The following is a 26,510-nucleotide window of genomic DNA, read 5'->3' as shown; positions in this document are numbered from 1 at the left end:
TCAGAGCCCACAACCCGTCAGGAACAAGACGAGAGGAAAGATCGACAGCCACAAGCGCCATCATGCCCCATGCAGCTCAGACCATGTGAGACAACCTCTTAGTGAAGGACGACGACCTTCACGACGTCAGTGATCCGGTTGGTGCTGTAACGGAGCTTCCGCAGAAGGCACCGGCCCTTCAGAACAGCCGTAGCATACTCACCCACACAGCGAATGCCGGCGCTTCCAGCGCTTGAGCCGATGCCTCCGGAAGGGAACTCGGATGTACCGGCCGACACCCTGGTACGCCTTGTCCGCACAGCACGCTCCAGCCCCCGCGACAGGATCCTGTCCAGGGTGACGAACGCCTTCGTCCTGACGGACTTCACCGCCTCGGCCAAGGTCGGTACGAGAGCGGCCAGGACTCATACGGCCTCGCGTATGCCCCGGCAGACGGTAGTAATCCCGATTCCGAACCCGGTGGCAAGTCGAGCGTAGGTACCGCCGCACCGTAGACGGGCCAAGGTAAACAGGGCCTGACGGATGGCGGGCAGTCATTGTCACCGCACACCGATCTCCCGCTGCCGGACCGTGAGCCGCCCGGTCAGGTCGAAAAGGGCTCAATGACGTATGTCGTCCTTGGTGCCACCGGCAGGCACGCGGGTCGGGTGCATGTGCCTCGTTTCTTCACCGGGACGGTTGTCGGCGGAGGGCCCAACAGTTCGGCGCCTCCTGCGCGTCCGTGAGGACAGACCCTGCGTCATCTCGGCGAACCACCAGGTACCCGCCACTACGCACGCCATCAGAAACCCACTCACCACAGCCGTGCGCCAAGGTGCCTGCTCCACCCGCCACTCCACGACGGTCAGTGCCACCCATCCGACTACCAGCACGCACGCGACCCGTACACGTCGATGTTTGAACATGTCCACCCGCTACCCGAGACAGTAGCGATCACACCACCGTCCTCCAACGCTCATGGTCAATCGGCAGTGCCGGCGCATCGGCTGGTCGCCACGCTGATCCATCTGCGGCGTGAGAAGAAGAAGCAGAACATGATGAAGGCTGTCGTCATTGCCGACACCCAGGGCCGCACGCTCTGGGCGGATGCCGTACCACCAGGGTGGATGCACGACGTGACCGCCCCACGCAACGAAGGAATCACGACCTGCTCCCAGTACTTTCCCGGCGTGGAAGTGCTCCTGGACGAGAGCTGCCTCGGCCTCGTCTCCGACCGCACCGCCAACACCTGACCACGACCCCGATCAGGTGAATACAGCTCCACCACTGTCACGCACCAGCTCGTAAGGCTGCACCGGCAGCAAAGGTGCTATCCGTTCACACGCTTCATCCGTCAGCTCGCCTCGGCGGACGGCAGAATCCATGCTCGGACACGTCCTCGTCCGCCGACGCCGATGTTCGGGGCCGAGGGAAAACGGCGGGCTGAAGCACGCGACCACGAAGGGGAAGTCCCGTGTACGACCGGGGTGCAGGCCGTCACCGGTTCACTGTGGCGGCCGCCCTCACGGACAACGCGTCGACGGGGCGGGGGTCCCCATCCGCGTCTGGCTGCTTTCGCGAGCGGTCCGGCCGTGGCGCTTCACATGGACGCCATGGGCGCCGCGGGGCGGTCGAGCCGTTCTACGTCGTTCAGAAAGTCGAGCTCGTCGAAAGGAGTACCGGTGTAGAAGCGCTGCCACAGATCGGCCACCTCAAAAGGCCTTTCCAGCAGTGAGAGGTGGTCGGTCTCCTTGACCGTGGTGAACCGTGCGCGAGGGAAGAGCCCCGCCACCTGACGGCTGTGGGAGGGCGGCGTGAGGGTGTCGTACTCGCCGGTGAAGGCCAGACAGGGGACATCGGGCAGCGGTCCTGAGGCGTACACGCCGTGGCGGAGTACGCGGTCGCTGTGCTCGGCGTCCATGCGCAGTTCGTGCGCGGTGCGGTTCGTGCCCTGCCGGAGGAGCATACGGGCCATGACGTTGCGTTTGCGGACGGGCCCGAGTTCCTCGGGCGCTGTGAACGCCGCCACCATGCCGGAGGCGTAGCCGACCCGGTCCCCCCGTCGCAGCATCTCCTCCCATCCGGCGACCGCCGCTTTGAAGTTCTCGGGCACGACCAGCGTCGTACCTGCCAGGATCATGCTCCTCACGGCCTCCGGGTGGCGTTGCGCGAAGCGCAGGGCGACGTTGCCTCCGTAGCAGGCCCCCATCAGGTGCACGACGGGATGTCCGAGATCGGTGATCATGTGGTGGACCGCGTCGGCCAGGAAGTCCAAACCGTAGGTGGCCGGCAGGAAGTCGGCGGACCCGTAACCCGGCAGGTCCACGGTGATGACCGCGGCTGTTGGCGTCAGCCGCGTCTCGTGCCTCACCCAGGTGTAGCGGTCCTGTGAGGAGCCTCCCAGGACCACCACCGGCACGGTGCCCGGCTCGGCCGGCGACCCTACGACCCGCGCGTCGTAGGCGAAGCCCTCGTACGACAACCTGTGTTCCGTAACAGTCTCGTTCGCACTGGCCCTGCTGACTTCCACCGTCACCGCGGGTCCTCCTCGTCGTCCGTGCTTCCGGGCGTGGACGCGTCGGGCTCGACGGCCCCGGCAGAACCGGCGTCACCGGCCGCAGCGGTGCGTCGGACCCCGCATGGCCGGCCCCGGCCGGTGAGGGCCGCGTCGGCGCCATCGCCGCGGGACGCGGGCGGGGTCTTGTCGTCACCGCTCCCGCCGACGCGCACCGATCCCGCGGAACGATTCCGCAGTGGTGTCGGTACGACGAAAATCCCGAGAGCGTCCACGCTCTGTGAACGACTTCGATCTGATCCTGTCACTGGTGCAACGAGAATGGTTGGGGTCGCCGACGAGCCGTGGGGAGGCGGCCGTCGGCCGATCGGTCGGCCCTGCCGCCGTTCCGGTGAACGGGCGGGCTCACCAGGCCGCCGCGAAGGCCCCGTCGGGGAGGATCGGACCCGTGGCACGGACGTCGAGTCCGGTCGCGACGCCCACGTCGTCCGCCACCACCCGGCAGCGCGGCCCGGGCCGGTGTGCAGGACGTGTCTCAGCGGGCCTGCACACCGGTCGGGCGGTTCCTACGTCTTGGCAGGAGTGGGCTCCGGCGGGTCTTGCAGACGTGCCTGGATGGTCCGGCAGGTGTGTTCGATCTCGAGGTCGAGGGCGACCGCGCCGATCCAGCCCTGGTCGTAGCGGTGGGGTTGTGCGAGGGCGGCCCGGATCTGGGGTAGGGCCGGACGGGCGGCTTGCCCCATGCGGTCGAGGCAGGCGACGACGAAAGAGGCGCTGGCATCGTCGTTCTTCCAGGCGTCCAGCAGTACCGGCAGCACAATGCCGATCCGGCCGGTGCCGTCTATGTTCCACAGGGCTGACGCGGTGTGGATCAGGGTCCACCAGTCGTTGAGTACAGCCGCGTCGTTCCGCTCGTTGAGTGCGTTCCGATCGAGCTGCTCGTCGAGGATCTGCCGCAGGCGGGGCAGGACGGGCACGGCGTCAGGGCCGATCCGGCCGGCCAGGTCGATCGCGTCGGTGTTCCGAGGGTGTTCCAGCAGGCCGTGCAGGAGCGGCATCACGTTCTCGGGCCGGCGTTCGACTTCCCAGACAGCGACCGTCGCGGTGGTGCGGAGCGAGACGTCGTCCACAGCGGTGAGGGGGCGGATCACGTCCAGAGCGGATGCGGCGCGGGGGCCGAAGGAGGCGAGTGCCTTGAGGACGGGCACCGCGATGTGCCACGTCTCGTGCCGGACCGCGGCCCGGAGGACATCGGTGAGCGCGGGTACGGCCGCCGGGTCGCCGAGCCCGGACAACGAAAGGGTGAGGGAGGTGAAGCCGAAACCGGGCCGCTCCCGCGCAGGGTCGATGCCGGTGAGGCGGCGGATGATCGGGGGCGTGAGCTCAGGGGCGGCTTGGGGCAGGTGTCTGGCCGCGTCCACCGCGCGCCAGGCGTCGACGCCGGTGTCCAGCGCGATGAGCAGGCTGGGCAGGGCCCGTTTGTCTCCGAGGCCGGCCAGTGCCCCGACAGCTTGCTGGTGAGCACGGCGCAAAGCGCGGTGCGGGCTCGCCCACGCATCGGGCCGGTGCTCGTTGAGCTGGGTGGTGACGTAGGTGGCGAGGGCCTCGCGGGCCGGTTCGGCCAGGGAGGCCAGGGACCCGAGCGCCTCGGCCGCGGCCGCTGCGGTGGAGGAGTCGCCCGGTAGCAGGCAGTCGCCGATGAGTCGCACCAGAGAGACGTGGTCACCTCGCCAGGAGGTGACCAGACGGCGCGCCATGTCGATGGCGTCGTACCGGGTGGCCCGATCCGGACTGCGCAGCTGCTCGGTGAGCAGCGCCTTCCGGTCGTCGAAGCGGGCCCCCAGGGCCTCGTGGAGGGCTGTCAGGAGAGGGGTGGTGGAGGCGTGGACGCGACCGTGGCGTTCGAGGTCGTCGAAGGCTGCGGAAATGTGCCCGGGGACACCCGGGTCGGGCTCCGGCCCGGTCTCACACGTACACGGGTGGGAGGAATCCCGGCCTTCTCGTGCCCGGTCGGACTCGGGCAGGGGTGCGGGGGTGACCTGGCGGAGCAGTCCGATCACGGCCGGCACCGTCTGGTCGTCGATGGAATCGGGAGCGCAGCGGGCCCGGTGGACGAGCGCCGCCAGACGGGTGTCCGGATCTGTGCCGCCGCTGTCGGCCAGCGCGTCGAACCACGCCCTCGCCGGCGCGGCGGCCGCAGGCAGGCGAAGGGCCAGATCGGCCATCGTCCGCACTACCAGCAGGCGCTCGGTGGCCCCGCTTTCCTCCGTGAGACGCTCCCGCAGCAGTGCGATCGCCTGCTCGGCGTCGTCCAGGAAGAGCCCCAGCCCCTCGATCGCAGCCCTGCGCACCCGTGGGTCGGGGTCGGCGCCGTAGGCGATGAAGGCGTCGGCGTGCTCGCGCATCAGGTTTGCGGTGTCCGGACAGACCGTGGAATCCTCCCCGTCGTCGCCGCGGACGACGGCGCAGATCTCCTCGGCGTCGACCGCTTCCCGCCCGATACCGAGCAGCAGGGCGACGACCTCCGCCCGGTCGGGGGTCGCCGGATCGTCCGCCATCGCGAACAGGAACGGCACACTGGCCACCGTGCTCGAATACACGCTCCCCTGGTGAAGGGCCTTGTCGTAGAAGCTGCCGAAGGCCTCCTTCCGCACGTCGGGGTCGGGCGAGACCATGCCGCGCAGCCATCCCGGCACGTCGTCGGCCGCCCCGTAGGCGTGCCCCAGGGACGCCCAGTCGACGCTGTCCACATCGTTGATCATGGCCGGAACTATGCCGGACAGCACTGACACACCCGACGAAACCGCTCCCCGGGCCCCTTCCGCAACAGGGACAGAGCCAAGTCGGCGACCGCAGGCATTGCCGATCGGGACCCGGTCACCGGATGCCGCTCCTGCCCACAGGTCGAGGCGTGCCGTCAGCGCTTCGGCCGAGGTCCCGAGCGTGGCCGCAACGCGCTGCCGCGGCGTCCCCGAACGGTGGAGGCCCACGACTCGGGCCCGCAGTGCCTTCTCGTACGGCTCCTCGGCCCGGTTGCGGCGGCGCTGCCGCGCGGGCGGCCCGCCGCGGTCCGCCGCTCAGTCCGACGGCCGCCCGCGCCAGTCCAGGCAGACGACCATGGCGTCGTCGTCGGGGTCGATCACGCCGCGGTGGCCGGCGAGCTCCTGGAGGACGGCGCGGGGGACCTGGGAGGCGGGCAGGAGCCGGGTGCTGGTCAGGGCCCGGGCCAGGGCGCGCTCGCTGTACCGCTCCCCGGACGGGGAGGCGACGTCGTAGACGCCGTCGCTGACGAAGACGAGGCGGTCGCCCGGCTCGGTCCGGAAGGGCTCGGCCGTGTAGACGGTGTCCTCGAACATGCCGAGGGGCAGCTGGGCGTTCAGCTCGATCTGCTCGGCCTTGCCGCGCCGTACGCGCCACATCTTCGGCGATCCGGCGTCCACGATCTCCGTCGCCCCGGTGGCCAGGTCGAAGCGCAACAACAGCACCGCCAGGTGCTGGACCCCTCGGTGCTGGCCGTAGACCGCCTGGTCGGCGAGGTAGGCCTGGTCGGTCAGGGACAGGCCGGCCCGCCGGGCGTTGCGCAGGGCGTTGACCGCGAGGTTGGTCAGCAGGGCCGCGTCGATGCCCTCGCCCATTCCGTTGGTCACGGTCAGGGTGAGGTCGTGGGTCGACGTCGACCAGTCGAAGTTGTCCCCGTAGATCGCGTAGGCGGGTTCGAGCTGCGCGCCGATGTCGTACTCCGGGCGGGTACACGAACGTCCGGGAAGGAGCTGCCACTGCATCTCGGCGGCGAGCGTGAGGCGGTCGGCCCGCCGGGCCTGCAGGTAGAGGTCGGTGTCGCGCTCGCCGACGACGATCTCGTGTCCGAGCACCTCGGCGATCTCCGTCAGTTCCCGGGCGGTGCCGGAGCCCTCCTGCCAGTCGGGCAGGCGCAGGCTCAGGACCCCGATGCGGTCTCCGCGCACGCTCACCGGCAGGTGCACGGTGACCGGGCCGTCCCCCTCGGCACCCTCGACGTGGGGCGACTGCCAGTTGAAGGCCCGGCCCGGGGCGCTGTCGTGGACGGGGACGGGTTCCTTCGTATAGGGGAGAGCCGTGACCGGTTGCAGTATGGTCGTCGCGTAGTCGGCCATGAGCAGGGTGACGTCCGCGGCACGGTAATGCGCGACCAGCCCTTCCTCCAGGGATGGGAGGAGAGCGTCGGGCGTGGCGGCACGCAGGGCGCGCTCGACCGCGATGAATCTGTCCATTGTCCGGTTACCGCCTAGTCTCGGAACGCGTGCGAAAGGGGGCTTCTCTCATGTCTCGGCGACCGGAGGAAGCGTCGCGGCGCAACGGTGCGGAGGGTTCCGCCGCCGGCATGGCGCTCGAGGTGCTGGAGCTGCTCGAAGTGCTGTGGGCCCAAGGAGAGACGGTGTCGACGGCCCCGCTGTCCTCCTCCCAGGTGCGCGTGCTGTACGTGCTGGAGCGCGAGGGAGTGGTGAATCTGCGCACCCTGGCCGAGAAGCTGGACTCCATGCCGTCGTCGGTCAGCCGGATGTGCGACCGCCTGCAGGCGGTGGGCTTCATCGATCGTGGCCACAACCCCTCCGACCGCCGCGAACTGGAGCTGCGTCTGTCACGCAGGGGGGCGAGCTACCTCAGGGCGTTCCGCGCCCGCCGCGAGGAGGTCCTGCGCGAATTGCTGGGGAAGATGACCCCGACCGAGCAGACCATGCTGGTGCGGGGGCTGTCCGGGATCCGGACCGTCGCCGGTGCCGGGTCCCCCCGCGAGGAGACGGACGCCGACGTCACGGAATCGGCCTGAAGCCGACGACTGCGCCGAGGGTGCACGGTTCCTCCCTTCCGAGGAAATGCCGGAGGCCGTCTGCGCGCCTCGTGATGCTGCGACAGATTGGTTCCTCGGGCAGATACTTGTCAAATGACAAGTATCGCGGCCGTGCAACCGGTGGCGGGCGGGCGGGTACGCGGCGAGAGGTCCACGGACGGGGTGGAGCCCGGCCCCACGGGGTCAGCGGCGCCCGTCGTGGTACGGGGCCAGCGGTCCCCGTCGCGGTACGGAGTCAGCGGTGCCCGTCGCGGTCGCGCAGTGACCTCTGCAGGGCGGCGAGCAGGCCGGCGAGTCCGGCCCGTACGGCTTCGTCCTCGCCGTGGTCGGGCAGGAGGGGGGACGGCTCGGCCAGCCGCTCGGCCCGCATCTCGGCGAGCAGCCGCCGGCCGGCCCCTGTGGCGGTGACGATCCGGCCCCGCCCGTCGCCCGGCGTCGGAGCGCTGGCCACCAGCCCGGCCTGTGCGAGCTGGGCGGTCACGCGGCTCAGCGAGGTGGTCGGTACGGACAGGAGCTGCGCCAGCCGCCCCGGGGCCAGCCGACCGAAGTGCTCCAGCAGGACCAGTATCCGGTAGGCGAGGCCCGTGGGTTCCCGCCGCAGTTCCAGGTCCTCCCACAACTCCAGCGTCGCGGCGGCCGCCTCTTCGCCGGGCGAGAGGTCGGGGGCCTGCTCCGGGTCGTCATTCATAGGCAGGTGCGGGATAGAGGACGATTGCCTTCCGCTTTCCCCGCGCGGCCCCCTTCATGCCTGCCGGGAAGCGCCTTGATCACCCCGATGTCCGGCACGGCCCCGCGCGGCCGGTTCCGGTCGTGTCGGACGGGGTGGATCGGGGGAAGCGGACGAACGCCCGGCTTTCCGCCCCACTTCGCTCCGCCTCGTGAAATACTTGTCGCACGACAACTATTGCTCGGCGGTCCGCCGGCGGGAACAGGGAGCGAAAGCGTGACGACGGCAGTGCCCGGAGCCGACGACGGCCACGCGGACACCCCTGAGGACAGGGCTGCCGACAGACTCCTGGCCGAAGCGTTCGAGCTCCTGCCGGACGCCGTCTCGATCTCGGTGGCGGTACGGGACGCCGACGGCCGGGCCGTCGACCTGTGTCTCGAGTACGCGAACGCGGCCGCCCGGACCGGCCGTACGCCCGGAGCGGTGCCCGCCCAGGGCCCGCGCGGCGATCTGTGGTCCCGGGCGCGGACGGCCGGCGACGGCGTCCTCGCGGCCTGCCTGGACGTGCTGAACACCGGCCTGCCGGAGCACGGGGTGTTCGCCCCGGCCCGGGAGAGCGCCCACCGCACGACGGACCACGAGTACCGGGCCTTCCGGCTGGGGAAGGACCGTCTGCTGCTCGTACTGTCCACCGACCGGCGGGCACAGGCCTTGGAACGCGCAAGGCCGCGGCCTGACCCCGGCGACGGTGACGGCGGCGCGGGCAGTGGCGGGAACGACCGGGAGCGGCTCCGGATCCTGGCGGACGCGGGTGCCCTGCTGGGGGCTTCGCTCGACCGCGAGGCAACCTTCGCCGCGGTCACGAACTCCGTCGTACCGAGCCTCGCCGACGGCTGCCTCCTCTACCTCGCCGACGACACCGGCCGGCTGGTCCTGACCGCCCTGGCTCACCGCGACCCGCGCCGGCAGCGGGAACTGCGCGACCTGGCCGAGGCTTCTCCCCCGCACCCGGACGCCGAGGACGGAGTCGGCGCCGTCGTGCGCACCGGACGCCACGAACGGGGCACCGACGTCACCCGCGCCCTGAGCCCCTCCCCGTACGCCGGCGAAGACCGCCGCACCCGGCGCGGCCCCTCACCCGCGGACTCGTGGCTGGCCGTCCCCGTAGACCGGTCCGGCACCGTGATCGGAGCCATGGTCCTGGTGAGGGCCTCACCCGGACGTTCCCCCTTCACCGAGGAAGACGTCCCCCTCGCCCGGGAGCTCTCCCGCCGCGCGACCCCGGCGATCGAGAACGCCCGCCGCCATGCCGAGCAGACGGAGGTGGCACGCAGGCTCCAGGAGAGCCTGCTGCCCCGCGCCCTGCCCGAGGTGCCGGGCCTCGAACTGTCCGCCCGTCACCATCCCGGCGAGAAGGGCACCCTGATGGGCGGGGACTTCTACGACGTCTTCCCCAGCGGTTCCCAGGGCTGGACCATCGCCGTCGGCGACGTCGCCGGCAAGGGCCCGCAGGCCGCGGCACTCACCGGCCTCGTCCGCCACACCGTCCGCGCGACGGGACGGAACACCACCGACCCCACCGCCCTCCTGCGCGCCGTCAACACCGCCCTCCTCGAAGAGCCGCCGTCCACTCGCCGCTTCTGCACCACGGCCTGCGCGACCCTGCGCCCGGACGGCTCCGGGATGCGCCTCGCCCTGGCCCTGGGAGGCCACCCGCACCCGCTGCTGCGCCGGAGCGACGGAACCGTCGTCCCCGTCGGCCACCCGGGCACCCTCCTCGGAGTGGTGAACGAGCCGCGTCTGCGAACTGTCCACCACACGCTGGACCCCGGCGACCTGCTCCTCTTCTACACCGACGGCGTCACCGAGCACCGCTCGGACGGCGTCATGCTCGGCGAGGCGGGAGTTCACACGGTCCTCGCACGCACCCCGGGAGCCTCGGCCGAAGCGGCCGTACGCCTCCTGGAGGAGGAGATCGCCGCGCACGATCCCGGGGCCCCCACCGACGACTTCGCCATCCTCGGCGTCCGCGTGCGCTGACGCCGGATCGCGCGCACTCCCATGGTTCCCTTGGCCGGCTCGATCGCGGGCAGTGGCCGCAGCCACTCGAACTACCGCACCCGCAGCCCCGTGAACGTCTCCAACCACAACGGCTCGGTTCCCTTGACACCCGACGCGTACAGGGAAACGACCGATCCACAGCCTTCTGCGACACGCTTTAGCGGGCCGCACTCGACAAGGGATCGTGGACCGGGCAGGACGGGCGCAGGGACGGGGCCGGAACCCGGTAGTGGATCCGGTCGCGCGGCCGACCCGTCCACGGCTCCGCCGGGGAGGCGCGCCTGACGAGCAGGTGGCGGCTGCTCCCTCGCGCGAGATGGGTGCGGTACTCGTGCAACAACGGGTCCTCGGGACCGAGGAAGTCCCTCACCTGGTCCTCCACCAGGCAGAACGGGCAGTGGGTGCCGGGCGGCAGATGGAACTGGCGGCCCTCCGGCCGCGTGTCGTCGCCGAAGGCGGTGAGCACCAGGGCCGTCCCTGGGTGACACGCAGACGCCCATGACCTGCGGCCCCGGGGCTTCGGCCACCGCCCGTACGAGATCGTGGAAGCGGGCGGTGTCCACGCGCTCGATCCGGGCCGCCGCGGCACGGAGCGCCGCGAACGCGCCGGTCGTGGCCGCGAGCAGGGAGACCACCGCGACCACCGGTGCCGCCCAGGACGGACCGGTCGCCCAAAGGCTCCGGAGCAGGCCCGCGTTCAGTACCGCCATGAAGAGCACCGCCGCGCCGAACCCGACACGGCTCTTGCGCACGACGCGGTACGAGACCGCCAGGAAGGCGCCCACGAGGACCGGCATGATCCAGTCGGGTGCCGTCATCCGCGTAAGCCGTTGTACCGCATCCCGACTCCCCCTCGGAAAAAGGCGTTCGCCGCTCGATGACGACCCGCCCGTCGCGGCGTCGACCTGATGGACATGCTTCCGTCGTCGGGCCGTTCGCCGCCACCCGTTGAAGCGGAACGCCCCCGGCCCGCCGAGGTCCGACGCCGGGTCCGGCCTAAAGGTGAGCCAGAGCGAACGCCGACAAGAAGCCGATCACGGTGGTCAGGCCCGTCAGCAGGTGCACCCTGCCGTACGCCTCGGGGATCATCGTGTCCGCGATCATCGCCAGTATCGCCCCGCCCGCCACCGCCGTGATCGTCGCCATCACCGCCGCGGGCGCGCCGCCCAGCAGGGCGTACCCGGCCAGTGCCGCCAGACCGCTGACCACGGCGATGCCTCCCCACAGGGCGAACACGTATCCGCGACCGCGCCCGGCGGCACGCATCCCGGCGGCGCTCGCGAGCCCCTCGGGCAGGTTGCTGATGAACACCGCTCCCACCGTCGCCACTCCCAGGTGCCCGCCTCCCAGCAGGCTGGTACCGATGACGACGGATTCCGGGACCCCGTCCAGCAGCGCTCCCAGGGCTATGGCATTGCCCGACCCCGGCGCCTCGTCCTCGGAGGGCTGCTGTTCGCCGGAGCGCTTCCGGTGCCGCGCGCCGCGCCGCGCCAGGAGGGCATTGGCTCCCGAGTACACGGCGGCACCGCCGACGGCGCCGGTGACCACGGGCACCATGCCGGAGCGTTCGTACGCCTCGGCGATGAGTTCGAACGACACCGCGGCCATCAGGACACCGCTGCCGAAGGCCATGACCAGTGCGATCAGCCGGGGCGGAACCCGCACCAACGTGCCGACGGCCGCCCCCACCAGCAGGGCCGCCCCCGCGAACAGGCCCCATCCGCCCGCAATCAACGCTCCCGCCACAACCGGCCCCTCTCAACATCGTCGACAGATGCGCACCTCCTACCCGTCGAACAAAAGAACAACAGGACGACAGGACGACAGGACGACGAACGCCGGCGCGATTCCGGTCGGTGTCCGGCAGGTATGGGCGGGACGCGGCCGGGCATCCGGGGAAGGAACCGGCCGCACTTCCGGGCCGCCATCGACGTCGAGGAACTCCGAGGAGCAAGAAGGTGAAAGGATTCCGCAGCTTCATCCTGCGCGGAAACGTGGTCGACCTGGCCGTGGGCATCGTCATCGGTGCAGCGTTCACCGCCGTCGTCAACGGCTTCGTGAGCGCCTTCCTGACTCCCCTGGTCGGGCTGGCCGCCGGCGCCACCGGCGACATGAACCGCAAGACCTTCACCGTGGGCGCCATCCAGTTCCCCTACGGCGCCTTCATCAACGCGGTGATCAGCTTCCTGCTCCTCGCCGGTGCCCTGTACTTCCTCGTCGTACTACCGATCAACAAGCTGCACGAGCGTCTCGCGCCGCACCAGGACGTCCAGGCGCCCAAGCGGGACTGCCCCGAATGCCTCAGCCCCGTCCCGGCCCGGGCCCGCCGCTGCGCGGCGTGCACCGCCCCCCTGCCCGCGGTGCCCGTCCAGCCGGGGGACACGACCCGGCGCATCGAGTAGCCGACTGCCGGTCCCGGCCCCGCCGGCGCGGGCCCGGCGCGGTGGAGGACGAGGATCCTCGGGCCCGACGCCCGCCCGCTCCAGGCCCTCGTCCACGGTCCACGGCATCGAGGAACGCCCCGGCGCCCCGCAACCCCCCGCACCTACAGAAAGCAGTCTGTTGCGGGAGCCCGGGCCCCTGCAGGCTCAGGGAGTAGTGGACGCGACGTCACAACAGGTCATGGACAGTGTCCTTCGCCGCCGGGGGCGGCGGCGCGTTCGTGAGGGCGCGGGCGGCGGCCAGTTCGTCACGGGCCGCCCGTTCCGCGGCTTCGAGGTAGAGGAAGGCGTCCTCGCCGATCGGGACCCGTAGCGGCGTGGCGCTGTCCGGGTCGACGAGGGCGAGCACCCGGGCCGCGAAGTCCTCGGGTCGGCCCATCGCCGCGTCGTCGGCCATGCCGCGCAGTCCGTCCAGCATTCCGGCGGTCTCGGCGGCGTACTCGGGCATCCGCCGTGCGGACCGGCCGAGCGAGGTCCCGTAGCGCGTGGCGAAGCCGCCCGGTTCGACCACGGTGACCCGGATGCCCAGGGGTGCGACCTCGGCGGCGAGCGTCTGGCTCATGCCCTCCAGCGCGAACTTCCCCGCGACATAGGCGCCGAGGCCCGGAAAGGCCATCCGGCCGGCGAGCGACGAGACGTTGACGATGTGGCCGTGGCCCTGGGCACGCATGCCCGGCAGGACGAGGCGGACCAGCCGCCACGGGCCGATCAGCAGGGTTTCCATCTGGTCGCGGATCTCGGCGTCGGAGACCTCCTCGACGGCGCCGAACAGCCCGGCCGCCGCGTTGTTGACCAGGACGTCGATGCCGCCGAGCCGTGCGGTGGCGTGGCGGACGGCGTCTTCGCACTGGGCCGCGTCGCGCAGTTCCAGCGGGATCGGCACGATCCGCCCGGGGTGGCGGGCGGCAGTCTCCTCCAGCGCCGCGGCGCTCCGGGCGGTGACCGCGACCTCGTGCCCGGCGGAGGCGGCCGCCTCCGCCAGTGCCCGGCCCAGACCCGACGAGCATCCGGTCACCAGCCAGCGTCGTCCCATACGTCCCCCCGTGGTGCGCGGCACCGCTGCCGGTGCTCGTCCGGCGTGCGGCCTCGGCCGCATCCTGGTTCCCGCGCTCATGGTGGGGCCGCGGGGAACGGCGGACCATGCCCGTGCGGGGGCGCGCGGGTGCACGGGAGGAGCGTGCCCGGCGCCTTCGGGCGCGGTGGACGCCCTCTGCCTCAGGTGTGCTTGCCGTCCTCCTCAGGTCCCTCGGTGCCCGTGCCCGGGTTCCTCGTCCCGGTGCCGTCCTTGTGCGCGGCGGCCACTCTGCGCTGTTCGCGCCGCCCGAGGAACACCTTCACCGGGAAGAGCGCCAGCCAGAACCACAGCGCCGCGTGCGGTGCGACGAACGCGAGCGGTACGGAGAGGCCGAAGACGAGGATCGTCGCGCCGAGATCGACGGCGGTGTCCCCCCACTCCCCCACCGTCCGGACCCCGTGGCGCGTGCGCAGGGTGACGAACATCGCGAACTGGAGCAGGTCGACCAGGCAGATGGTGGCGGCGTAGGCGGCGACGGCGACCGGTTCACGGGCGCCGTACTCGGCGAGCATCGACGTGGGGAAGGGCACGATGGCGATGACGGCGAGGACCGCCAGGGCGAGATACTGCGGGACGCCGCCGACGGTGGCGGCCATCGACAGGATCTGACGCTGGTCCCGCCAGAAAACGCAGCAGATGAGGAAGGACAGCGCGTACGCGGCGAGCGACGGCAGGGACGCGCGCAGCGCCTCGTGGAACTGCTCGGTGCCGAGGTCCGGGGGGACCCGCACGTCGAGTGCGAGGAGGGTCATCGCGATCGCGAAGATACCGTCGGAGAGAGTGATCAGACGTTCCGCGCGCGGTGCCGGGGAGCTGGCGTTGTCCACCCTGACACCTTGGTCCTCGTCAGGACCGGGACGGCGGATTACGCCGACCGGTGGCATGCCGCCGGGCCGGCGAGCCGCGAGTGCGGCGCGAGTCTTTCGTCCTGCTTGTGCAGGGTGGTGTGCCACAGCTCGCGGCCGCTCGCCGGATCGAAGGCGGCGAGTTTCAGTTCGGTGTGTCCGCAGACGAGGACGGCGACGATGTGCGGTGCGGCGGGGGCGATCCGGTGCGGGACCAGCCCCCAGACGGGTCCGAGGAGCGCTTCGGGGACGGCTGGGACGACGGCGTACGCGCAGTCGCGGCCAACCTCTGCCGCCCCTGGCCGACCGGGCCGCCACCCAGCGTGGCGGTGCACGTGGGCCCCGACCGGCCCGAGGCACTTCCTGATACCCGATGCGTCGGAGGAGATCGCGCTTACTGCTCCCCTCCATACGGGTAGGCGGGTCGGCGAGATCGGTCCCCGTAGCGGGGTACCGGTTGTCGTCTCGAAGGGGGTGTGGTCGCGGGTCATGGCCCACAGGACGTTGACACGTCGGCGGGCGAGAGCGATGACGGCCTGCTTGTGCCCCTTGCCCTCCTTCCGTTTCCGGTCGTAGTACGCCTTCGAGACAGGGCAGAAGAAGATGCTGACCTGGGTGGAGAGGTAGAGGGCGCGGTGGAGACCGCGGTGGTAGCGCCGAGGGCGCCGCAGGTTGCCGCTGACTTTCCCCGAGTCCCAGGGGACCGGAGCGAGGCCGGCGAGGCGGTCGGGGCGGTCGGGGCTGGCGAAGGCGGTGAGGTCGCCGCCGGTCGCGGCGATGAACTCGGCGCCGGTGGTGGGGCCCATGCCGGGCAGGGTGAGGATGACCTCGGCGTCCCGGTGCTCGCGGAAGCGGGCTTCAATCCGGGCGTCGAGCTCGGCCACCTCGTCATCGTGAGTCGCCACCGACCGGGCGAGACGGCCGGCGAGCTCGGCACCCAGCTCTTCGCCGCGCAGGGCCGTCATCTGGGCCTGAGCGGCTTCCACCACTGTGGCCGCGAGCGTGCCGGCCCTTTGAACCTTGCGGTTACGCAGCCACGTCTCCAGCCGGCGGACGCCCATGCGGCGGATCGCGGCCGGGGTCTGGTAGGCGGTCAGCAGTAGAACTGGGCCTTTCTTCGTCAGGTCCAAGGTCCGTTCAAGCGCGGGGAAGTACTCCAGGAGCTGTGCCCGGAGGCGGTTGATCTGGCGGGTCCGGTCGTGGACCACGCCCAGGCGCCGGGCGCTCAGGAGCCGCAGGTCGAGGGCGATGTCGTCGCCCGGCCGCAGCATGCTGACGTCGCGGCGGATGCGGGCCTGGTCGGCGATGATGAAGGCGTCGCGGGCGTCAGTGTTGCCCTCGCCCCGGTAGGTGGTGGACGCCTGGTGGGTGGTCCGGCCGGTGAGGTAGGCGACGGGCTGGCCGTAGCGCCAGCGTAGGTCCGGGGCCAAACCCGCGGTTCCCCATTCCGATGCACAGCCCGACAGATCTTTCTGGTGGCAGAAAGACTGCCGAATGAGCGTCTGTGACAAGTCGGCTGCCTCGCGTGTGGCAACCAGGCTGCCTCGATCGTCCACATTCACCAGCTCAGCCGGTCCCGCTGGTGACAACTCCCGAGCTTCGGCTCACGTCTGCGTCATGGGGCGAGGACGGAAGGTTTCAGACGGCGTCTGACCGACTGACGACCTTTCGAAGTTCGCGGGCGCTTCCGGGTGACATGGCCTGCATCACGGTGTCGAGTAGGGCTCGGGCTTCGAGGGGGTTGCCGCAGCAGTACCAGTGCACGTTGCCCCACTCGTAGTCGTGCCACAGATCCCGCTCGGGCTGGTGGACGTAGTTCTTCCACAGGCTCACAGCCTTGCTGACGTCGCCTGGCTGCAGATAGTTGCGGGTGTCCTCAAGACGGGTGATCTCGGAGAGCGCATGCGAAGACAGGCCGTCTACGACTGGCCTTGCACCCGTTGTCCGGTGGTTGCCGGGGGCGCCACTGCGGATCTGTCCCGGCCGTCTACGCGGCATGGACCTTTCGGTTCGTCGTCATGCGGTACATGGTGCCACGGTCTCGAATGGCGTCTCGAACGGATTCGCTCACATGGGGGGCGCCGGACGCGGGGGCGGCCTTCGTCTGATCCTGTGCTCCGACCAAGGTGCACATGACCACGACGAAGGCCGTGAGGGTGAGTCGGCTGCCTGACGCTGTCCGGAGGGAAGCGTTCGCGGAAGCGTCACGCTTCCGGGGAGAGTTCTACGAGTGCCCGACCGCACGGCGCGACGAGTTGTTCGAGCTGGTGGACGCGGTGCTGTGTGCGGACGCGACCGCGGTCACCGCCGCCCAGCTCCGAGGCGTGGTTGAACGGCTCGTCGCGGCCGGTCAGTGGCAGAACGGGGACCCGCAGATCGTGATCGTCAGCGACGCCGACTATGACGTCACCCGCCTGGCCCGGGTCCTGCGCGGCCTGCCCGTCGAGCTGGTCGGCCGCGTCCGCTCCGACCAGGTCATGCGCCTGCCCAAGCCACCTCGCGTCCACGACCCGAAGGGCGGACGGCCGCCCAAACACGGCCCGGAATTCCGCTTCGCCAAGCTGGAGACCTGGCCCGAGTCCGCGATCACCACGGTCACCGCAACCACCAACTACGGCAAGGCCGAGACTCAGGCACGGGATCGGGTCCGCCCAAGGCTCGACCACCGCTCCTCATGGCTCGACCACGACGGTGAACTTCTCTTGAGGGACGGGGCCGTCCGCCCCGTCTCCGTGAGCGGGGCGAGGACGGCGGCCGCGCGGCGGTCCGCCCGTCTCCCGGCCCGTGCCTCCTTGGACAGGCCCGGCGGGACGGGCAGACGGCGCAGGAGCCCTCTCGCCGTCGCATGCAGGACGGCGCGGCCTCCACCAGCCGGAGCAACTCCTCCGGGGCGTGGTCCGTACGCGGCGGGCGCCGCGACATCAGCGCGAGGAGCCGGCTGCGGGTGCGGCGGACGCGGGCCGGGAGACGCGACGGAGCGGGCACGTCTCGTCGACGACCCGGGGCTGTCGGCCGTGATGGGGTCGAGCAGTACGTGGCGGCACTGCTTCGGGCTCACCCGCCCGGGCGGCCGGGCTCAGGCGCTTCGGCGGCAGCAGGCGGAAGTCGTCCTCTACGCCAGGCTGGGGGCGTCGGCCAGGGCGATGCGGGCGGTGATGCGCTTGCCGACCGGCTCCTGCTCGATGAACAGCTCCTCCGCGACCGCTTTGATGATCTCCATGCCGTGCTGGCCGACCCGGTCCGGGTCGGCGGCCCGGGCCGCGGGGACGGCCGGATCACTGTCCCACACGACGATGTCCACGCTGCTCGTGCTGATGCGCAGTTCCATCAGGACGGGGCCGGGGGCGTACTTGCAGGCGTTGGTGACCAGCTCGCTGACGACCAGCGCGGTCAGATCCCGCACCCGTTCCGACACCGGCAGGCCGTGCTCGGCGCGGGCCTTGTCCAGGAAGGCGGCGGTGTGGTGACGGGCGTCGGAGATGCAGCCGCTGTCGCCGTCGAGCGCGTAGCCGGCGCGCATCAGGCACCCGTCCGGCAGAGGAGAAGCGCCGTCGTCGCCGTCAGCATGGGGTTCCACTGGCCTCGTCCTCGATCCCGTTCACGCGACGTCTTTACCCGCCCGGCGGCTCCCTATTACACAAGGATGACCCGGCCCCGCCATCCGGGTGCGTCCGGTCTGGCGGGTGGGGCAGAATCGTCCGCACGCCCCCATCCCGGGGCCAGCCTAAGCGCGGTCGAGGAGAAGATGACGAGCAACGAGGAAACGGACCGGCCCGAGCGGCTGTCCGTAGCGCACCACACCGTCGGCGGCGTCCGCGTCGCCACCCTGCTCGGCGAGATCGACCACACCACCAAGGACACCCTGCGCGACGCCCTGCTGCCCGGAGAAGGAACAGCCCCCCGGGTCGTGGCGGACCTGAGCGGGGTGACCTTCATGGACTCCAGCGGCATCAACGTCTTCATCTTCGCCCACCAGCACCTGAACGATCTGCAGGGCCGACTGCGCATCGCCGCCCCCCAGGAAGCCGTCCAGCGCGTGCTGGCCCTGATCGGCGTCGACAGCGTCATCCCCTGCCACCCCACCCTCGAAGACGCCCTCAACGCCTGACCCGAACCCCGACGTGGTCACGACGAGGCGGCCGTCCCGGGTAACCCGGGCGACCGCCTCGTGTCGTACCAACGCCGTGGCCCCGGCACCGGCCGGGGAGCCGGTCACGGCAGGAGAGTCGTCGTCGTCGCGCCGAGCGGCGAGGATTAGAACTTCTGGCTGTCGAGGTACGGCTCGAAGCGGTAGCGCCGGGCGCGCTCAAGGTCGCGCCGCTGCCGCGGGTCGGCGTCCGGCAGGACGAGCTCCGCGTAGTCCTGGCCGCTCTCGCCGCCCCCGCATTACCGTCTTCATTGGCTCCGCAATGGGGCTCCCGGCCTCCGGGCCCGGCATGACCTCCCCCCTTGTCAACCATGATCCGGGGGGGGTGGTGTCACCGGGTCCGGAGGCACTGACTGACCGCTGATTAGGGGCTTGAACACCGACTTTCCGCAGGTTGGGAGGCTCTTCGCAATGTGGATGTGGCGATCGGTGCCGTGGGTGAGGCCGGGAGGAAGTACGACCGGAGGACGCACGTGACCGACACCGGCGACATCGACGTCCACCTCGGCCTGGACGTCGGCAAAGGCGAACACCACGCCACCGCTGTGACCCCGGCCGGGAAGAAGGCATTCGACAAACGGCTACCCAACACCGATCACGAACTCCGCGAGTCGTTCGCGAAGTTGCAGGCCAAGCACGGCACCGTGCTGGTGGTCGTCGACCAGCCGGCCTCGATCGGAGCCCTGCCGCTGGCGGTGGCGAGGGACATGGGCTGCCCGGTCGCCCACCTGCCCGGATCAATGATGCGGCGGATCGCCGACCTCCATCCCAGCGAGGCCAAGACCGACGCGAAAGACACGTTCATCATCGCGGATGCCGCCCGCGCGATGCGCCGGCTCCCTCACCGCCTCCCTCGACCAGCGGAAACTGCTGGCCGGGCGGATCGAGGAACTGCTGGAGTCCCACCCTCTTTCGAAGGTCCTGATCTCGATGCCGGGAGTCGGCGTCAGGACCGGAGCCAGGATCCTCATCGACGTCGGCGACGGCAGCAACTTCCCCTCCGCCGCCCACCTCGCCGCTTACGCGGGTCTCGCCCCAGCGATCCGCGACTCAGGCTCATCGATCCGCGGCGAACAGCCCTCACGGAGGGGAAACAAGCAGCTCAAACGGGTCTTCTTCCTCTCCGCGTTCGCCGCCCTGGGCGATCCGGCATCCCGGGCCTGCTGCGACAAGAAGATCAGCCAGGGCAAACACCACACGCAGGCTCTGCTCTGCCTCGCCAGACGGCAGGCCGGTGTCCTCTTCGCGATGCTCCGTGACGGCACCTTCTACGAGTCCCGGCCCGCGGCCGCGGTCACATGACCAGCGGCTCAGCCAGAAGGACGACCCGATCGGCCTCGACATCGAAGCCGAGTACCGGATGGCCGTAGTCGCCCTCCGGATGCATCAGGACCGGCTTGCCCAAGCGTCGCCCGATCCCCCGGAGGAAACCGCAGAACACATCGAGTCGTTCCTGGCCCTGCAACTCCCGCAGGCCGACGTCGAAGTCAATGACCTCGTCGTCAAGGAAACGGAAGATCGCCGGCACGTCCAAAGTCGGCCAGACCCGCAGGTCCGGCAGCGACCCCATCAGGTCCGGGTCGGAGAACACACCTCACGTCGTCCCACAGAAGATCAGCCACACCGCCCTGCTGCCTGGCAGTTCGATCCGACGCAGCCCCGTTTCCCTCGACCAAAGAGATAGGGGCACCCCCCGATCGAGATCTTCCCGACGAAAACGCGAAGGTCGGTGCCGATCACGATGTGGGGGGCGTCGCCGTGGATCGGACGCAGTGCGGGGAGCAGGCTGACGCTCCCGCTCCCTCAGCGCCATCTCGGCGATCGGCTCCCACCGGATGCGCGCCGTCGTGCCACCGCTCGACGAGGCGGATCCGGTCGGCGAGGACCGTTCCGGAGAGCGGTCGGTCGATGTCGGCGCGGGTCGCCTGGAGGGCGATGGGTCGACGTGCTCGGCACCGGCGGTGGTGCGGGCCGGCCCGGCATCCGTACCGCTCGGCACATCTCGCCGGGCCCCCGGCCCGGAACTTCCACACGTTCCCGTTGAGCATCGTCCGGTCGTCCGACCGAGGCCTCCCCATCGGCGTCCGGGGCGGCAATGGCCGTACGAAATACCGCTCGGTGTCGGCCAGTTCATGACGTCGCGTCATCCGGTCACGATCCCTCAGCCGGGATTGCACAGGCGACAGAACCTAGCAACTCGCCTCGGTGCCACTGTTCACGTACGAATCGACACTGACCGAGTAGCCGGCCCCGGTGGTGAGGTCGGGGCGGCTTCCGTGACCGTCCTCCTTGAGGCGTTCGGCGGTGAGGAAGGTGATCCACAGGGCCATGCTCTCTTTGGTGAAGCACAGTTTGCCGGGCAGGGCTTCGGGGTCCGGAATCCATCCGTCCCGTACCACCGCCGTCTGGTAGTACGCGATCACTTCGGCCCGTGTGCCGGGAAAGGCGTACGTCCGGTCGGCGTACACCACGACATCGCCGCTGTCCGCCCAGCAGCCGGCGTCCACCTCCTCGAACCCCCGGGCGATGGTGGCCCCGTCGGGCCGGGAGTCGAGGATGTCGAGCGCCGCCATCTCCTCCACCCGGTCGTCAGTCCCCTCGCAGTCCCTGGCGAGTTCCAGCAGCACGCAGCCCGTGAGCGTCGCGGCCGCAAGCGCGGTCGACAGGAGCACGGATATCGAGCGCGTGGCACTATTTGTCCGCAGAGGCAAAGAGGGCTCCAGGGTGAAGGCCGGGGCGGAGGGCCGCCGGACAAGAGAGTCGTCCGTGCCGACTCCGAAGCAGGCACGGCCCAGTTCTACCAGCAGCCGTAACCCTCGCCGAGCCGGCGGCAGTCGTGGAGGAACTCGGCAGTGCTTCATGTGGGCGAAGGCGTGCTCGACGCGGTACCGGACCCTGCGGCGTTCGGCGCTGTGCGCGGCGTGCACGTGTGGGAAGGCGATCTTGCCCGGCTTTCCGGGTGGTGCGATCGCTTGGCCGGGATGGTCGCGTCCGAGGTCGAGACATCCGTAGTCCAGGAGCCCGCGTATCGCTGCGGTGGCGCGTGGGACGGTGGAGCGGTCGACACCGAACAGCGGGGCGAGGGCCTCGTGCGGGGGGTCGTGCCACGGGTGGATCAGCGTGACGACCAGTCGGCCGAAGAACACCAGCTGATGCCGGGCGCCTGCCTCTGCCTCACGTTCTCCGGCCCCGCCACGTGCTTCGTGACGGCGCTCCTCGGCCACGGCCCGCCACGGGGCGGCCGACTCCTGGACCAGAAGCCCAGCTGCTGACGGGAGCCACCGGTGAACAGGTGATGCGTGAGAACGTCCCGCCTGACCGTGGGCGTCACGAACCGGACCACCCCGCCTCCAAGCGATCATCCCTCGCCACAATCACGCACCAACTCGTTAGTCACGTCTGAGCTGCGGTAATGCGGGTAGGCAGGAAAAACCGCCGCTCTTTCACCCCATGGAGTGCGAGAGCCCACGGCCTCGCACCCACGCCGCACGAGGAGATGCCCGCCATGAGCCCCACCACGGTCCTGCCCCTCCCCCACCGGCCGGTGCACACAGCCACCCGTGCTTCCGTCGCTCTTCCGTCTTCGGCGCTCGATGCGATGCTGGACGCCACCTATGAGACGCACCGCCGCTTCCGGCACGGCGCTTTCGCCGAACCCTGTCCGACCTGCCACGTCCCGGCGGGCGAACTCTGCCTGACGCGTCGCAGTGTGCACACCGCCCGCCGACTGGCACATCGAATTCGGGTGGCGCAGACCAGGCCGTTTTCCCCTATGGCCGCGGAGGCCTGCTGAACACATGGGCGGGCGGCGTCGGCGTCACGTGCCGGTTGGGCGGGCAGGGCGGGACCGGTCGGTGAACCCGCCTTTCCTGGCTCCATCCCGCGGGTGCGGGGAACAGTCGTAGAAGGCACGATCTGGACGGAGCCCGGCCAGACGTGCGCCGCTTCGGCAGTAGCTCCGCTCCTGGCGGAGAGAGCGTCCAGCAGGCCGTCGGCGAGTTCGGCGCAGGTCTGGTCCGAACAGGCCTCGGAACCGGTCCGGGGGCGTCGTGACCCTGGCCGTAGGCCCGGTCGCGTTCAGCGACTGCCTGCCACCGTGGTCGAGCGTCACCAGAGCGCCGGGGGTGGTCAGGACGTGCCCGTAGACCTTGGCGTCCAGACCGGTGACGCAGCGCATCCCGAGATCGTCGGCCGGATCGCACAGGGCCCCGTGCAGGTCGAGCCAGAGGCCGTCGGCGACCAGGGCTCGGGCGCCGTCGTGCCGGAAGTCGATCGAGCGGACGGCGGCTGCGACGAGGCCGGCCCCGTCCAGGGGCGTTGAACCGCACGCCCCGACCCTCGTCCGGCTTCAGGGCAGCTGGAAGGTAGTTGTCCGTTGCGGTGACCGGGTCGCGCTGGGCGCCATCCTCCATGTCATGCGCAGGGGCGTGGCCTGGTGCGACGTGCCTATCCGGATGGTGGGCGCATCCGATACGAACAGCGCGCCCGCCTCCATCAAGGTCTGCTCGAACTCGCCCGCGGCACGTCGCCGCGAGCCCAAGGCCGGGGAGAGGGACGACCACATGCTGATCGAGAGGCTGCGGGCTCGCGCGTGGGACCCGGGCCGGCGCTTCGACGCAGCGGACGTCCCTGTTGCGTGGATAACCGAGCGTTACGGCAGCGAGCGGTTGGAGCAGGACCGAGACGACATCGTGTCGTACGGCAGCAAGGGAACGGTCCGGCTCAGGGCGTGCCGGCGTCGTGGCTCCACCTCGCGTACGACGGCTGCACGATGGAGTGGCACCTCTCGTTGACCGCGGTCGACAACCCGGTGCTCCTTTACGACGCCGACGGTGGGGAGCCCACATGGGGCGAAGACCCGCATGACGGACTGCGACATTCGTCGTCATCGCTGCGACGTCGGCTCTGGACCTGGGCCGACGGCGACGACGTATGGAGCGAGGTCCTCAGCCGTCGCTCCGACGACGCGTGACGTCTCGGCCTACGCTCATCTCATTCCGAAACGATCAGTCGTGTGGGGTGCATGGGGGGTTTGAAAGCCGCCAGAGCGCGCATACGCGTGTTGACGCAGACTTTATATCAGCAGGTAGGAGACGCATCATGGGCATCATCGCGTGGATTCTCATCGGCCTCATCGCCGGTTTCATCGCCAAGGCCATCATGCCGGGCAAGGACCCGGGCGGCGTCATCATCACCATCCTGATCGGCGTTGCGGGCGGTCTGCTGGGCGGCTTCCTGGGCAAGGTCATATTCGGCGTCGACTCCATCGACGGCTTCTTCGAGCTCTCCACCTGGATCGCGGCCATCATCGGCTCCGTCATCCTCCTGGCCGTCTACCGCCTCATCACCGGAAACCGACGACACGCCTGAGTGTCCTCTGCAAAATCGCACCACCCGTGAAACGGCTCCCCCCTTTTCTTCCAGGGGCGGAGCCGTTCGCCGTATCCGAGTCGCCAGCCTCCAACCGTACGGAGGCGGAGTGGACCGCTACCGCGGCCTGCTCCCCGCCACCTCGGTCCGCCTTTCCCGTTCCGTCGTGCCCGCGTCGAAGCGGGGCTCGCTGCGGGACGGGCCACCGGGCAGGCGGTGCCGCTGTCTGCCCGGTGGGGCGAAGGACCGGGCCGGTACGCCGGGTGGGGGGCGGGTCTTCACGGCGTCGCGGGTGTCGGCCGGGCACCGGTTCGGGGCCCGGTGCCCGGCTCACTGCTCGCGCATGCCCCAGGGGGATCCGTACGCGGTCAGCAGGTCGAGGAACGGCCGGGGGGTGAAGGCCTCGGGGCCGAGGATGCCGGTGCCGGTCCAGGTGCCGTTCGAGACGAGCTCCAGCGCGATGACCGGGTTGATCGCGGTCTGCCAGACCACCGCCTGGGAGCCGTACTCCTTCATCGACCACTGGTTGTCGACGACGTGGTAGAGGTACACCTCGCGCTTCCGGCCGTCCTTCGTGCCCTTCACCCAGGTGCCGGCGCACGTCTTGCCGTGCATGCGCTCGCCGAGCGTCGCCGGGTCGGGCAGGCAGGCCGCGACGACGTCACGCGGCGAGACCTCGGCGCCGCCGGGCAGGGTCACCTTCTCGGTGCGGTCCAGGCCCAGCTTGTGCAGCGTCTTGAGGGTGTCGATGAACTCGTCGCCGAGGCCGTACTTGAAGGTGACGCGCCGGGCGTCCACCCAGCGCGGGATCAGCAGGACCTCCTCGTGCTCGACGTTGACGCACTCGACGGGGCCGATGCCCTCGGGGAAGTCGAAGACCTCCGGCTCGCTGAAGGGGGCGGTGGTGAACCAGCCGCGGTCCTTCTCCCAGATCACCGGCGGGTTCAGGCACTCCTCGATCGTCGTCCAGATGGAGAACGACGGTGCGAAGTCGTAGCCGTCGACCGTCAGGTTCGCGCCGTCCCGTACGCCGATCTCCTCGATCTCGTCGAACAGCTCGTCCGCGGCGTAGCGGGCGAAGACGTCGGAGAGGCCGGGCTCCACGCCGATCCCGACGAGCGCCAGCTTCCCGGCCTCCTCCCACGCGGCGGCCCGTTCGAACTGGCCGTCGCCGAGCTTGGTCCCGCACTCCTCGTACGGGCGCTCCGGGTGCGGGGACGACAGCGACATCGCCATGTCCAGGTAGTGCGCGTCGGCCGCCAGCGCGGCCTCGAACAGCGGCATCACGAACCGCGGGTCGGTGGCGTTGAGCAGCACGTCGCACCGCTCCCGTCGGAGCAGGCCGGTGACCGCCTCCTGGTCGGACGCGTCGACGCGCGCGGCGCTGAACCGGGTTCCGTCCGCACCCAGCGCGGCCACGGCCGCTTCGGCGCGGGAGACGTCGTAGTCGGCGACGACCATGTGGTCGAAGAAGGAGCGGCGGGCGGCGATCTTGGTGATCGCGGTGCCCACGCCGCCCGCGCCCACAAGGAGTACTCGCATGACAAGGGTGCCTTTCGACGGGGAGGCCGAAGCCTTGGATGCGTCATGAAACGGGGGACGGCCGGAAACCGTCAACGGTGTTGGCATAAGGTCGTGGCAGGTGGAGAAGGAGGTACGCATGGCGAAGGAAGTGGTGTCGGAGACGGACCGGCGCCGCAGGAAACCCACGAAGCAGGGTGTCGTCCTCACTCAGAAGCTAATCGTGGAGACCGCTCTGCGCATGCTGCGCGAGCACGGCAGGGAGGGGATGACCGTGCGACGGCTGGGCTTGGCGCTCGGCGCGGATCCCAGCACCCTGTACCGCTACTTCCGCGGCACCGACGACCTGACGCTGGCCATCGCCGACGAACTGATCGGACGCGCGATGCGGGACTGGCGGGCCACCGGCGACTGGCGTTCCGACCTGCGTGACATCGGCCTTCGCATCCACACGGCCTACCTCGACCACCCGGAAGCGGCCGTCCTCACCGCCAACCGGGTCAGCGGCCGAGCGAACGAGATCGCCACCGACGAGGTCGTCCTCGGCATTCTGCGCGCCACCGGCCTGCCCGATCCGGACGTCGTCCGCATCTACCAGGCGTTCATCGACCAGACCCTTGCCTTCGCCGCTCTCGACGCCGCCAGCCTCGCCCTGCCCGCCACGGCCCGCACCGCCGACGAGGAGGTCTGGCGGGCCACCTACGCCCGCCTCTCCCCCGACACCCACCCGCACATCGCGGCCACCGCGCCCCTGCTGGTGGCCCGCATGAACCACAGCGCCTACCCGACCGCGCTGGAGATGCTGCTCGACAGCGCGGCGGCGATGCTCCGGGCGGGCTGAATCGGCTGTCGCTCGCGGGGCGACCCTCACTGATCAGGGATGTTCTGACGGGCTGGTGCGTGAGTGCGGCAAGGGTGATCGCTCGGGGGTGGGGGATCCGGTTCGTGACGATCACGGTCAGGCGGGATGTTCTCGCGCATCGTCCGTTCACCGGTGTCTCCCGCCGGCATCCGGGCCGGCCAGGGCGTCTTCTGTGGATCATGCCGTGAGCCGGCGGAAG

At 70.4% G+C, this 26,510-nt stretch carries 22 protein-coding genes and 3 pseudogenes; 11 read left to right on the top strand and 14 right to left on the bottom strand.

Annotated elements, in window-relative coordinates:
• Positions 1 to 404: 404 nt before the first annotated feature.
• Positions 405 to 524, bottom strand: a complete 120-nt coding sequence (locus ADL08_RS39225; RefSeq protein ID WP_420709607.1) for a transposase family protein — start codon at positions 522 to 524, stop codon at positions 405 to 407.
• A 369-nt stretch (positions 525 to 893) separates the two neighbouring features.
• Here ADL08_RS39225 and ADL08_RS39220 point away from each other — a divergent pair, with 369 nt between their 5' ends.
• Positions 894 to 1,232 (top strand): hypothetical protein, encoded by a 339-nt coding sequence (locus ADL08_RS39220; RefSeq protein ID WP_420709605.1) that lies wholly within the window; start codon positions 894 to 896, stop codon positions 1,230 to 1,232.
• 347 nt (positions 1,233 to 1,579) lie between these two features.
• On the opposite strand, the gene ADL08_RS17740 is transcribed toward ADL08_RS39220, so the two are convergent.
• The 3 genes from ADL08_RS17740 to ADL08_RS17730 all read right to left on the bottom strand — a co-directional run bounded on the left by ADL08_RS17740 (position 1,580) and on the right by ADL08_RS17730 (position 6,744).
• Positions 1,580 to 2,515: an alpha/beta fold hydrolase gene (locus tag ADL08_RS17740; protein WP_053644033.1), complete on the bottom strand. Its 936-nt coding sequence runs from the start codon at positions 2,513 to 2,515 to the stop codon at positions 1,580 to 1,582.
• A gap of 545 nt (positions 2,516 to 3,060) precedes the next feature.
• On the bottom strand, positions 3,061 to 5,286 hold the full coding sequence (locus ADL08_RS17735; RefSeq protein WP_234352176.1) for a HEAT repeat domain-containing protein: 2,226 nt from the start codon (positions 5,284 to 5,286) through the stop codon (positions 3,061 to 3,063).
• 285 nt (positions 5,287 to 5,571) lie between these two features.
• Complete coding sequence (locus ADL08_RS17730) at positions 5,572 to 6,744, bottom strand: PP2C family protein-serine/threonine phosphatase (RefSeq protein ID WP_053644029.1); 1,173 nt, start codon at positions 6,742 to 6,744, stop codon at positions 5,572 to 5,574.
• A gap of 110 nt (positions 6,745 to 6,854) precedes the next feature.
• Between ADL08_RS17730 and ADL08_RS17725 the strand changes: the two genes are divergently transcribed.
• Complete coding sequence (locus ADL08_RS17725) at positions 6,855 to 7,301, top strand: MarR family transcriptional regulator (protein ID WP_053644027.1); 447 nt, start codon at positions 6,855 to 6,857, stop codon at positions 7,299 to 7,301.
• Positions 7,302 to 7,557: 256 nt separating this feature from the next.
• On the opposite strand, the gene ADL08_RS17720 is transcribed toward ADL08_RS17725, so the two are convergent.
• Positions 7,558 to 8,010, bottom strand: a complete 453-nt coding sequence (locus ADL08_RS17720; RefSeq protein WP_053644026.1) for a MarR family transcriptional regulator — start codon at positions 8,008 to 8,010, stop codon at positions 7,558 to 7,560.
• Positions 8,011 to 8,265: 255 nt separating this feature from the next.
• Here ADL08_RS17720 and ADL08_RS17715 point away from each other — a divergent pair, with 255 nt between their 5' ends.
• Positions 8,266 to 10,029, top strand: coding sequence for a PP2C family protein-serine/threonine phosphatase (locus tag ADL08_RS17715; RefSeq protein WP_159043063.1), 1,764 nt, complete (start codon positions 8,266 to 8,268; stop codon positions 10,027 to 10,029).
• A 178-nt stretch (positions 10,030 to 10,207) separates the two neighbouring features.
• Here the strand turns inward: ADL08_RS17715 and ADL08_RS17710 are convergent, their stop codons facing one another.
• Together ADL08_RS17710 and ADL08_RS17700 are read right to left on the bottom strand one after the other, a co-directional pair.
• Positions 10,208 to 10,516 carry a hypothetical protein gene (locus ADL08_RS17710; protein WP_053644022.1) on the bottom strand — a complete coding sequence of 103 codons (309 nt, stop codon included), beginning with the start codon at positions 10,514 to 10,516 and terminating at the stop codon, positions 10,208 to 10,210.
• Between the two features lie 530 nt (positions 10,517 to 11,046).
• On the bottom strand, positions 11,047 to 11,796 hold the full coding sequence (locus ADL08_RS17700; RefSeq protein ID WP_053644019.1) for a ZIP family metal transporter: 750 nt from the start codon (positions 11,794 to 11,796) through the stop codon (positions 11,047 to 11,049).
• A 212-nt stretch (positions 11,797 to 12,008) separates the two neighbouring features.
• Here ADL08_RS17700 and mscL point away from each other — a divergent pair, with 212 nt between their 5' ends.
• Positions 12,009 to 12,452 (top strand): large conductance mechanosensitive channel protein MscL, encoded by a 444-nt coding sequence (mscL, locus tag ADL08_RS17695; RefSeq protein WP_053644017.1) that lies wholly within the window; start codon positions 12,009 to 12,011, stop codon positions 12,450 to 12,452.
• A gap of 208 nt (positions 12,453 to 12,660) precedes the next feature.
• On the opposite strand, the gene ADL08_RS17690 is transcribed toward mscL, so the two are convergent.
• The 3 genes from ADL08_RS17690 to ADL08_RS17680 all read right to left on the bottom strand — a co-directional run bounded on the left by ADL08_RS17690 (position 12,661) and on the right by ADL08_RS17680 (position 15,967).
• Entirely contained in the window at positions 12,661 to 13,524 is an 864-nt protein-coding gene (locus ADL08_RS17690; protein WP_053644015.1) for an SDR family oxidoreductase, read from the bottom strand.
• Positions 13,525 to 13,706: 182 nt separating this feature from the next.
• Positions 13,707 to 14,393 carry a TMEM175 family protein gene (locus ADL08_RS17685; protein WP_267889575.1) on the bottom strand — a complete coding sequence of 229 codons (687 nt, stop codon included), beginning with the start codon at positions 14,391 to 14,393 and terminating at the stop codon, positions 13,707 to 13,709.
• Positions 14,394 to 14,431: 38 nt separating this feature from the next.
• Entirely contained in the window at positions 14,432 to 15,967 is a 1,536-nt protein-coding gene (locus ADL08_RS17680) for an IS110 family transposase (RefSeq protein ID WP_324610433.1), read from the bottom strand.
• 576 nt (positions 15,968 to 16,543) lie between these two features.
• Between ADL08_RS17680 and ADL08_RS35670 the strand changes: the two are divergent.
• A pseudogene (locus ADL08_RS35670) lies at positions 16,544 to 17,131 on the top strand (transposase); the annotation flags it as partial.
• Positions 17,132 to 17,523: 392 nt separating this feature from the next.
• On the opposite strand, the gene ADL08_RS17670 reads toward ADL08_RS35670, so the two are convergent.
• Entirely contained in the window at positions 17,524 to 17,988 is a 465-nt protein-coding gene (locus tag ADL08_RS17670) for an ATP-binding protein (protein WP_420709604.1), read from the bottom strand.
• A 168-nt stretch (positions 17,989 to 18,156) separates the two neighbouring features.
• On the opposite strand from ADL08_RS17670, the gene ADL08_RS17665 reads away from it, so the two are divergent.
• Together ADL08_RS17665 and ADL08_RS17660 are read left to right on the top strand one after the other, a co-directional pair.
• Complete coding sequence (locus ADL08_RS17665) at positions 18,157 to 18,519, top strand: STAS domain-containing protein (RefSeq protein WP_053644009.1); 363 nt, start codon at positions 18,157 to 18,159, stop codon at positions 18,517 to 18,519.
• Between the two features lie 512 nt (positions 18,520 to 19,031).
• A pseudogene (locus tag ADL08_RS17660) lies at positions 19,032 to 19,860 on the top strand (IS110 family transposase).
• Here ADL08_RS17660 and ADL08_RS17655 read toward each other — a convergent pair.
• Together ADL08_RS17655 and ADL08_RS38245 are read right to left on the bottom strand one after the other, a co-directional pair.
• A pseudogene (locus ADL08_RS17655) lies at positions 19,853 to 20,180 on the bottom strand (hypothetical protein). The pseudogenes ADL08_RS17660 and ADL08_RS17655 sit on opposite strands and share 8 nt — an antisense overlap.
• Before the next feature lie 567 nt (positions 20,181 to 20,747).
• Entirely contained in the window at positions 20,748 to 21,782 is a 1,035-nt protein-coding gene (locus ADL08_RS38245; RefSeq protein WP_234352175.1) for a transposase family protein, read from the bottom strand.
• Positions 21,783 to 21,970: 188 nt separating this feature from the next.
• On the opposite strand from ADL08_RS38245, the gene ADL08_RS39215 reads away from it, so the two are divergent.
• The 3 genes from ADL08_RS39215 to ADL08_RS17625 all read left to right on the top strand — a co-directional run bounded on the left by ADL08_RS39215 (position 21,971) and on the right by ADL08_RS17625 (position 23,928).
• Positions 21,971 to 22,351, top strand: coding sequence for a zinc finger domain-containing protein (locus tag ADL08_RS39215; RefSeq protein ID WP_420709603.1), 381 nt, complete (start codon positions 21,971 to 21,973; stop codon positions 22,349 to 22,351).
• Between the two features lie 342 nt (positions 22,352 to 22,693).
• Entirely contained in the window at positions 22,694 to 22,879 is a 186-nt protein-coding gene (locus tag ADL08_RS17640) for a hypothetical protein (protein ID WP_159043062.1), read from the top strand.
• Between the two features lie 779 nt (positions 22,880 to 23,658).
• Complete coding sequence (locus tag ADL08_RS17625; RefSeq protein ID WP_053643998.1) at positions 23,659 to 23,928, top strand: GlsB/YeaQ/YmgE family stress response membrane protein; 270 nt, start codon at positions 23,659 to 23,661, stop codon at positions 23,926 to 23,928.
• A 330-nt stretch (positions 23,929 to 24,258) separates the two neighbouring features.
• On the opposite strand, the gene ADL08_RS17620 is transcribed toward ADL08_RS17625, so the two are convergent.
• The gene (locus tag ADL08_RS17620; protein WP_053643996.1) at positions 24,259 to 25,470 is read right to left on the bottom strand and encodes a saccharopine dehydrogenase family protein; all 1,212 of its coding nucleotides are present in this window, start codon (positions 25,468 to 25,470) and stop codon (positions 24,259 to 24,261) included.
• 118 nt (positions 25,471 to 25,588) lie between these two features.
• Between ADL08_RS17620 and ADL08_RS17615 the strand changes: the two genes are divergently transcribed.
• Positions 25,589 to 26,290: a TetR/AcrR family transcriptional regulator gene (locus ADL08_RS17615; protein ID WP_053643994.1), complete on the top strand. Its 702-nt coding sequence runs from the start codon at positions 25,589 to 25,591 to the stop codon at positions 26,288 to 26,290.
• Positions 26,291 to 26,510: the final 220 nt, after the last annotated feature.

Origin of the sequence: Streptomyces sp. NRRL F-6492, from assembly GCF_001280125.1 — a bacterium.
Lineage (GTDB): Bacteria > Actinomycetota > Actinomycetes > Streptomycetales > Streptomycetaceae > Streptomyces.
The sequence above is the reverse complement of the archived record's forward strand: the minus strand, read 5'-3'. Positions and strand labels throughout refer to the sequence as shown.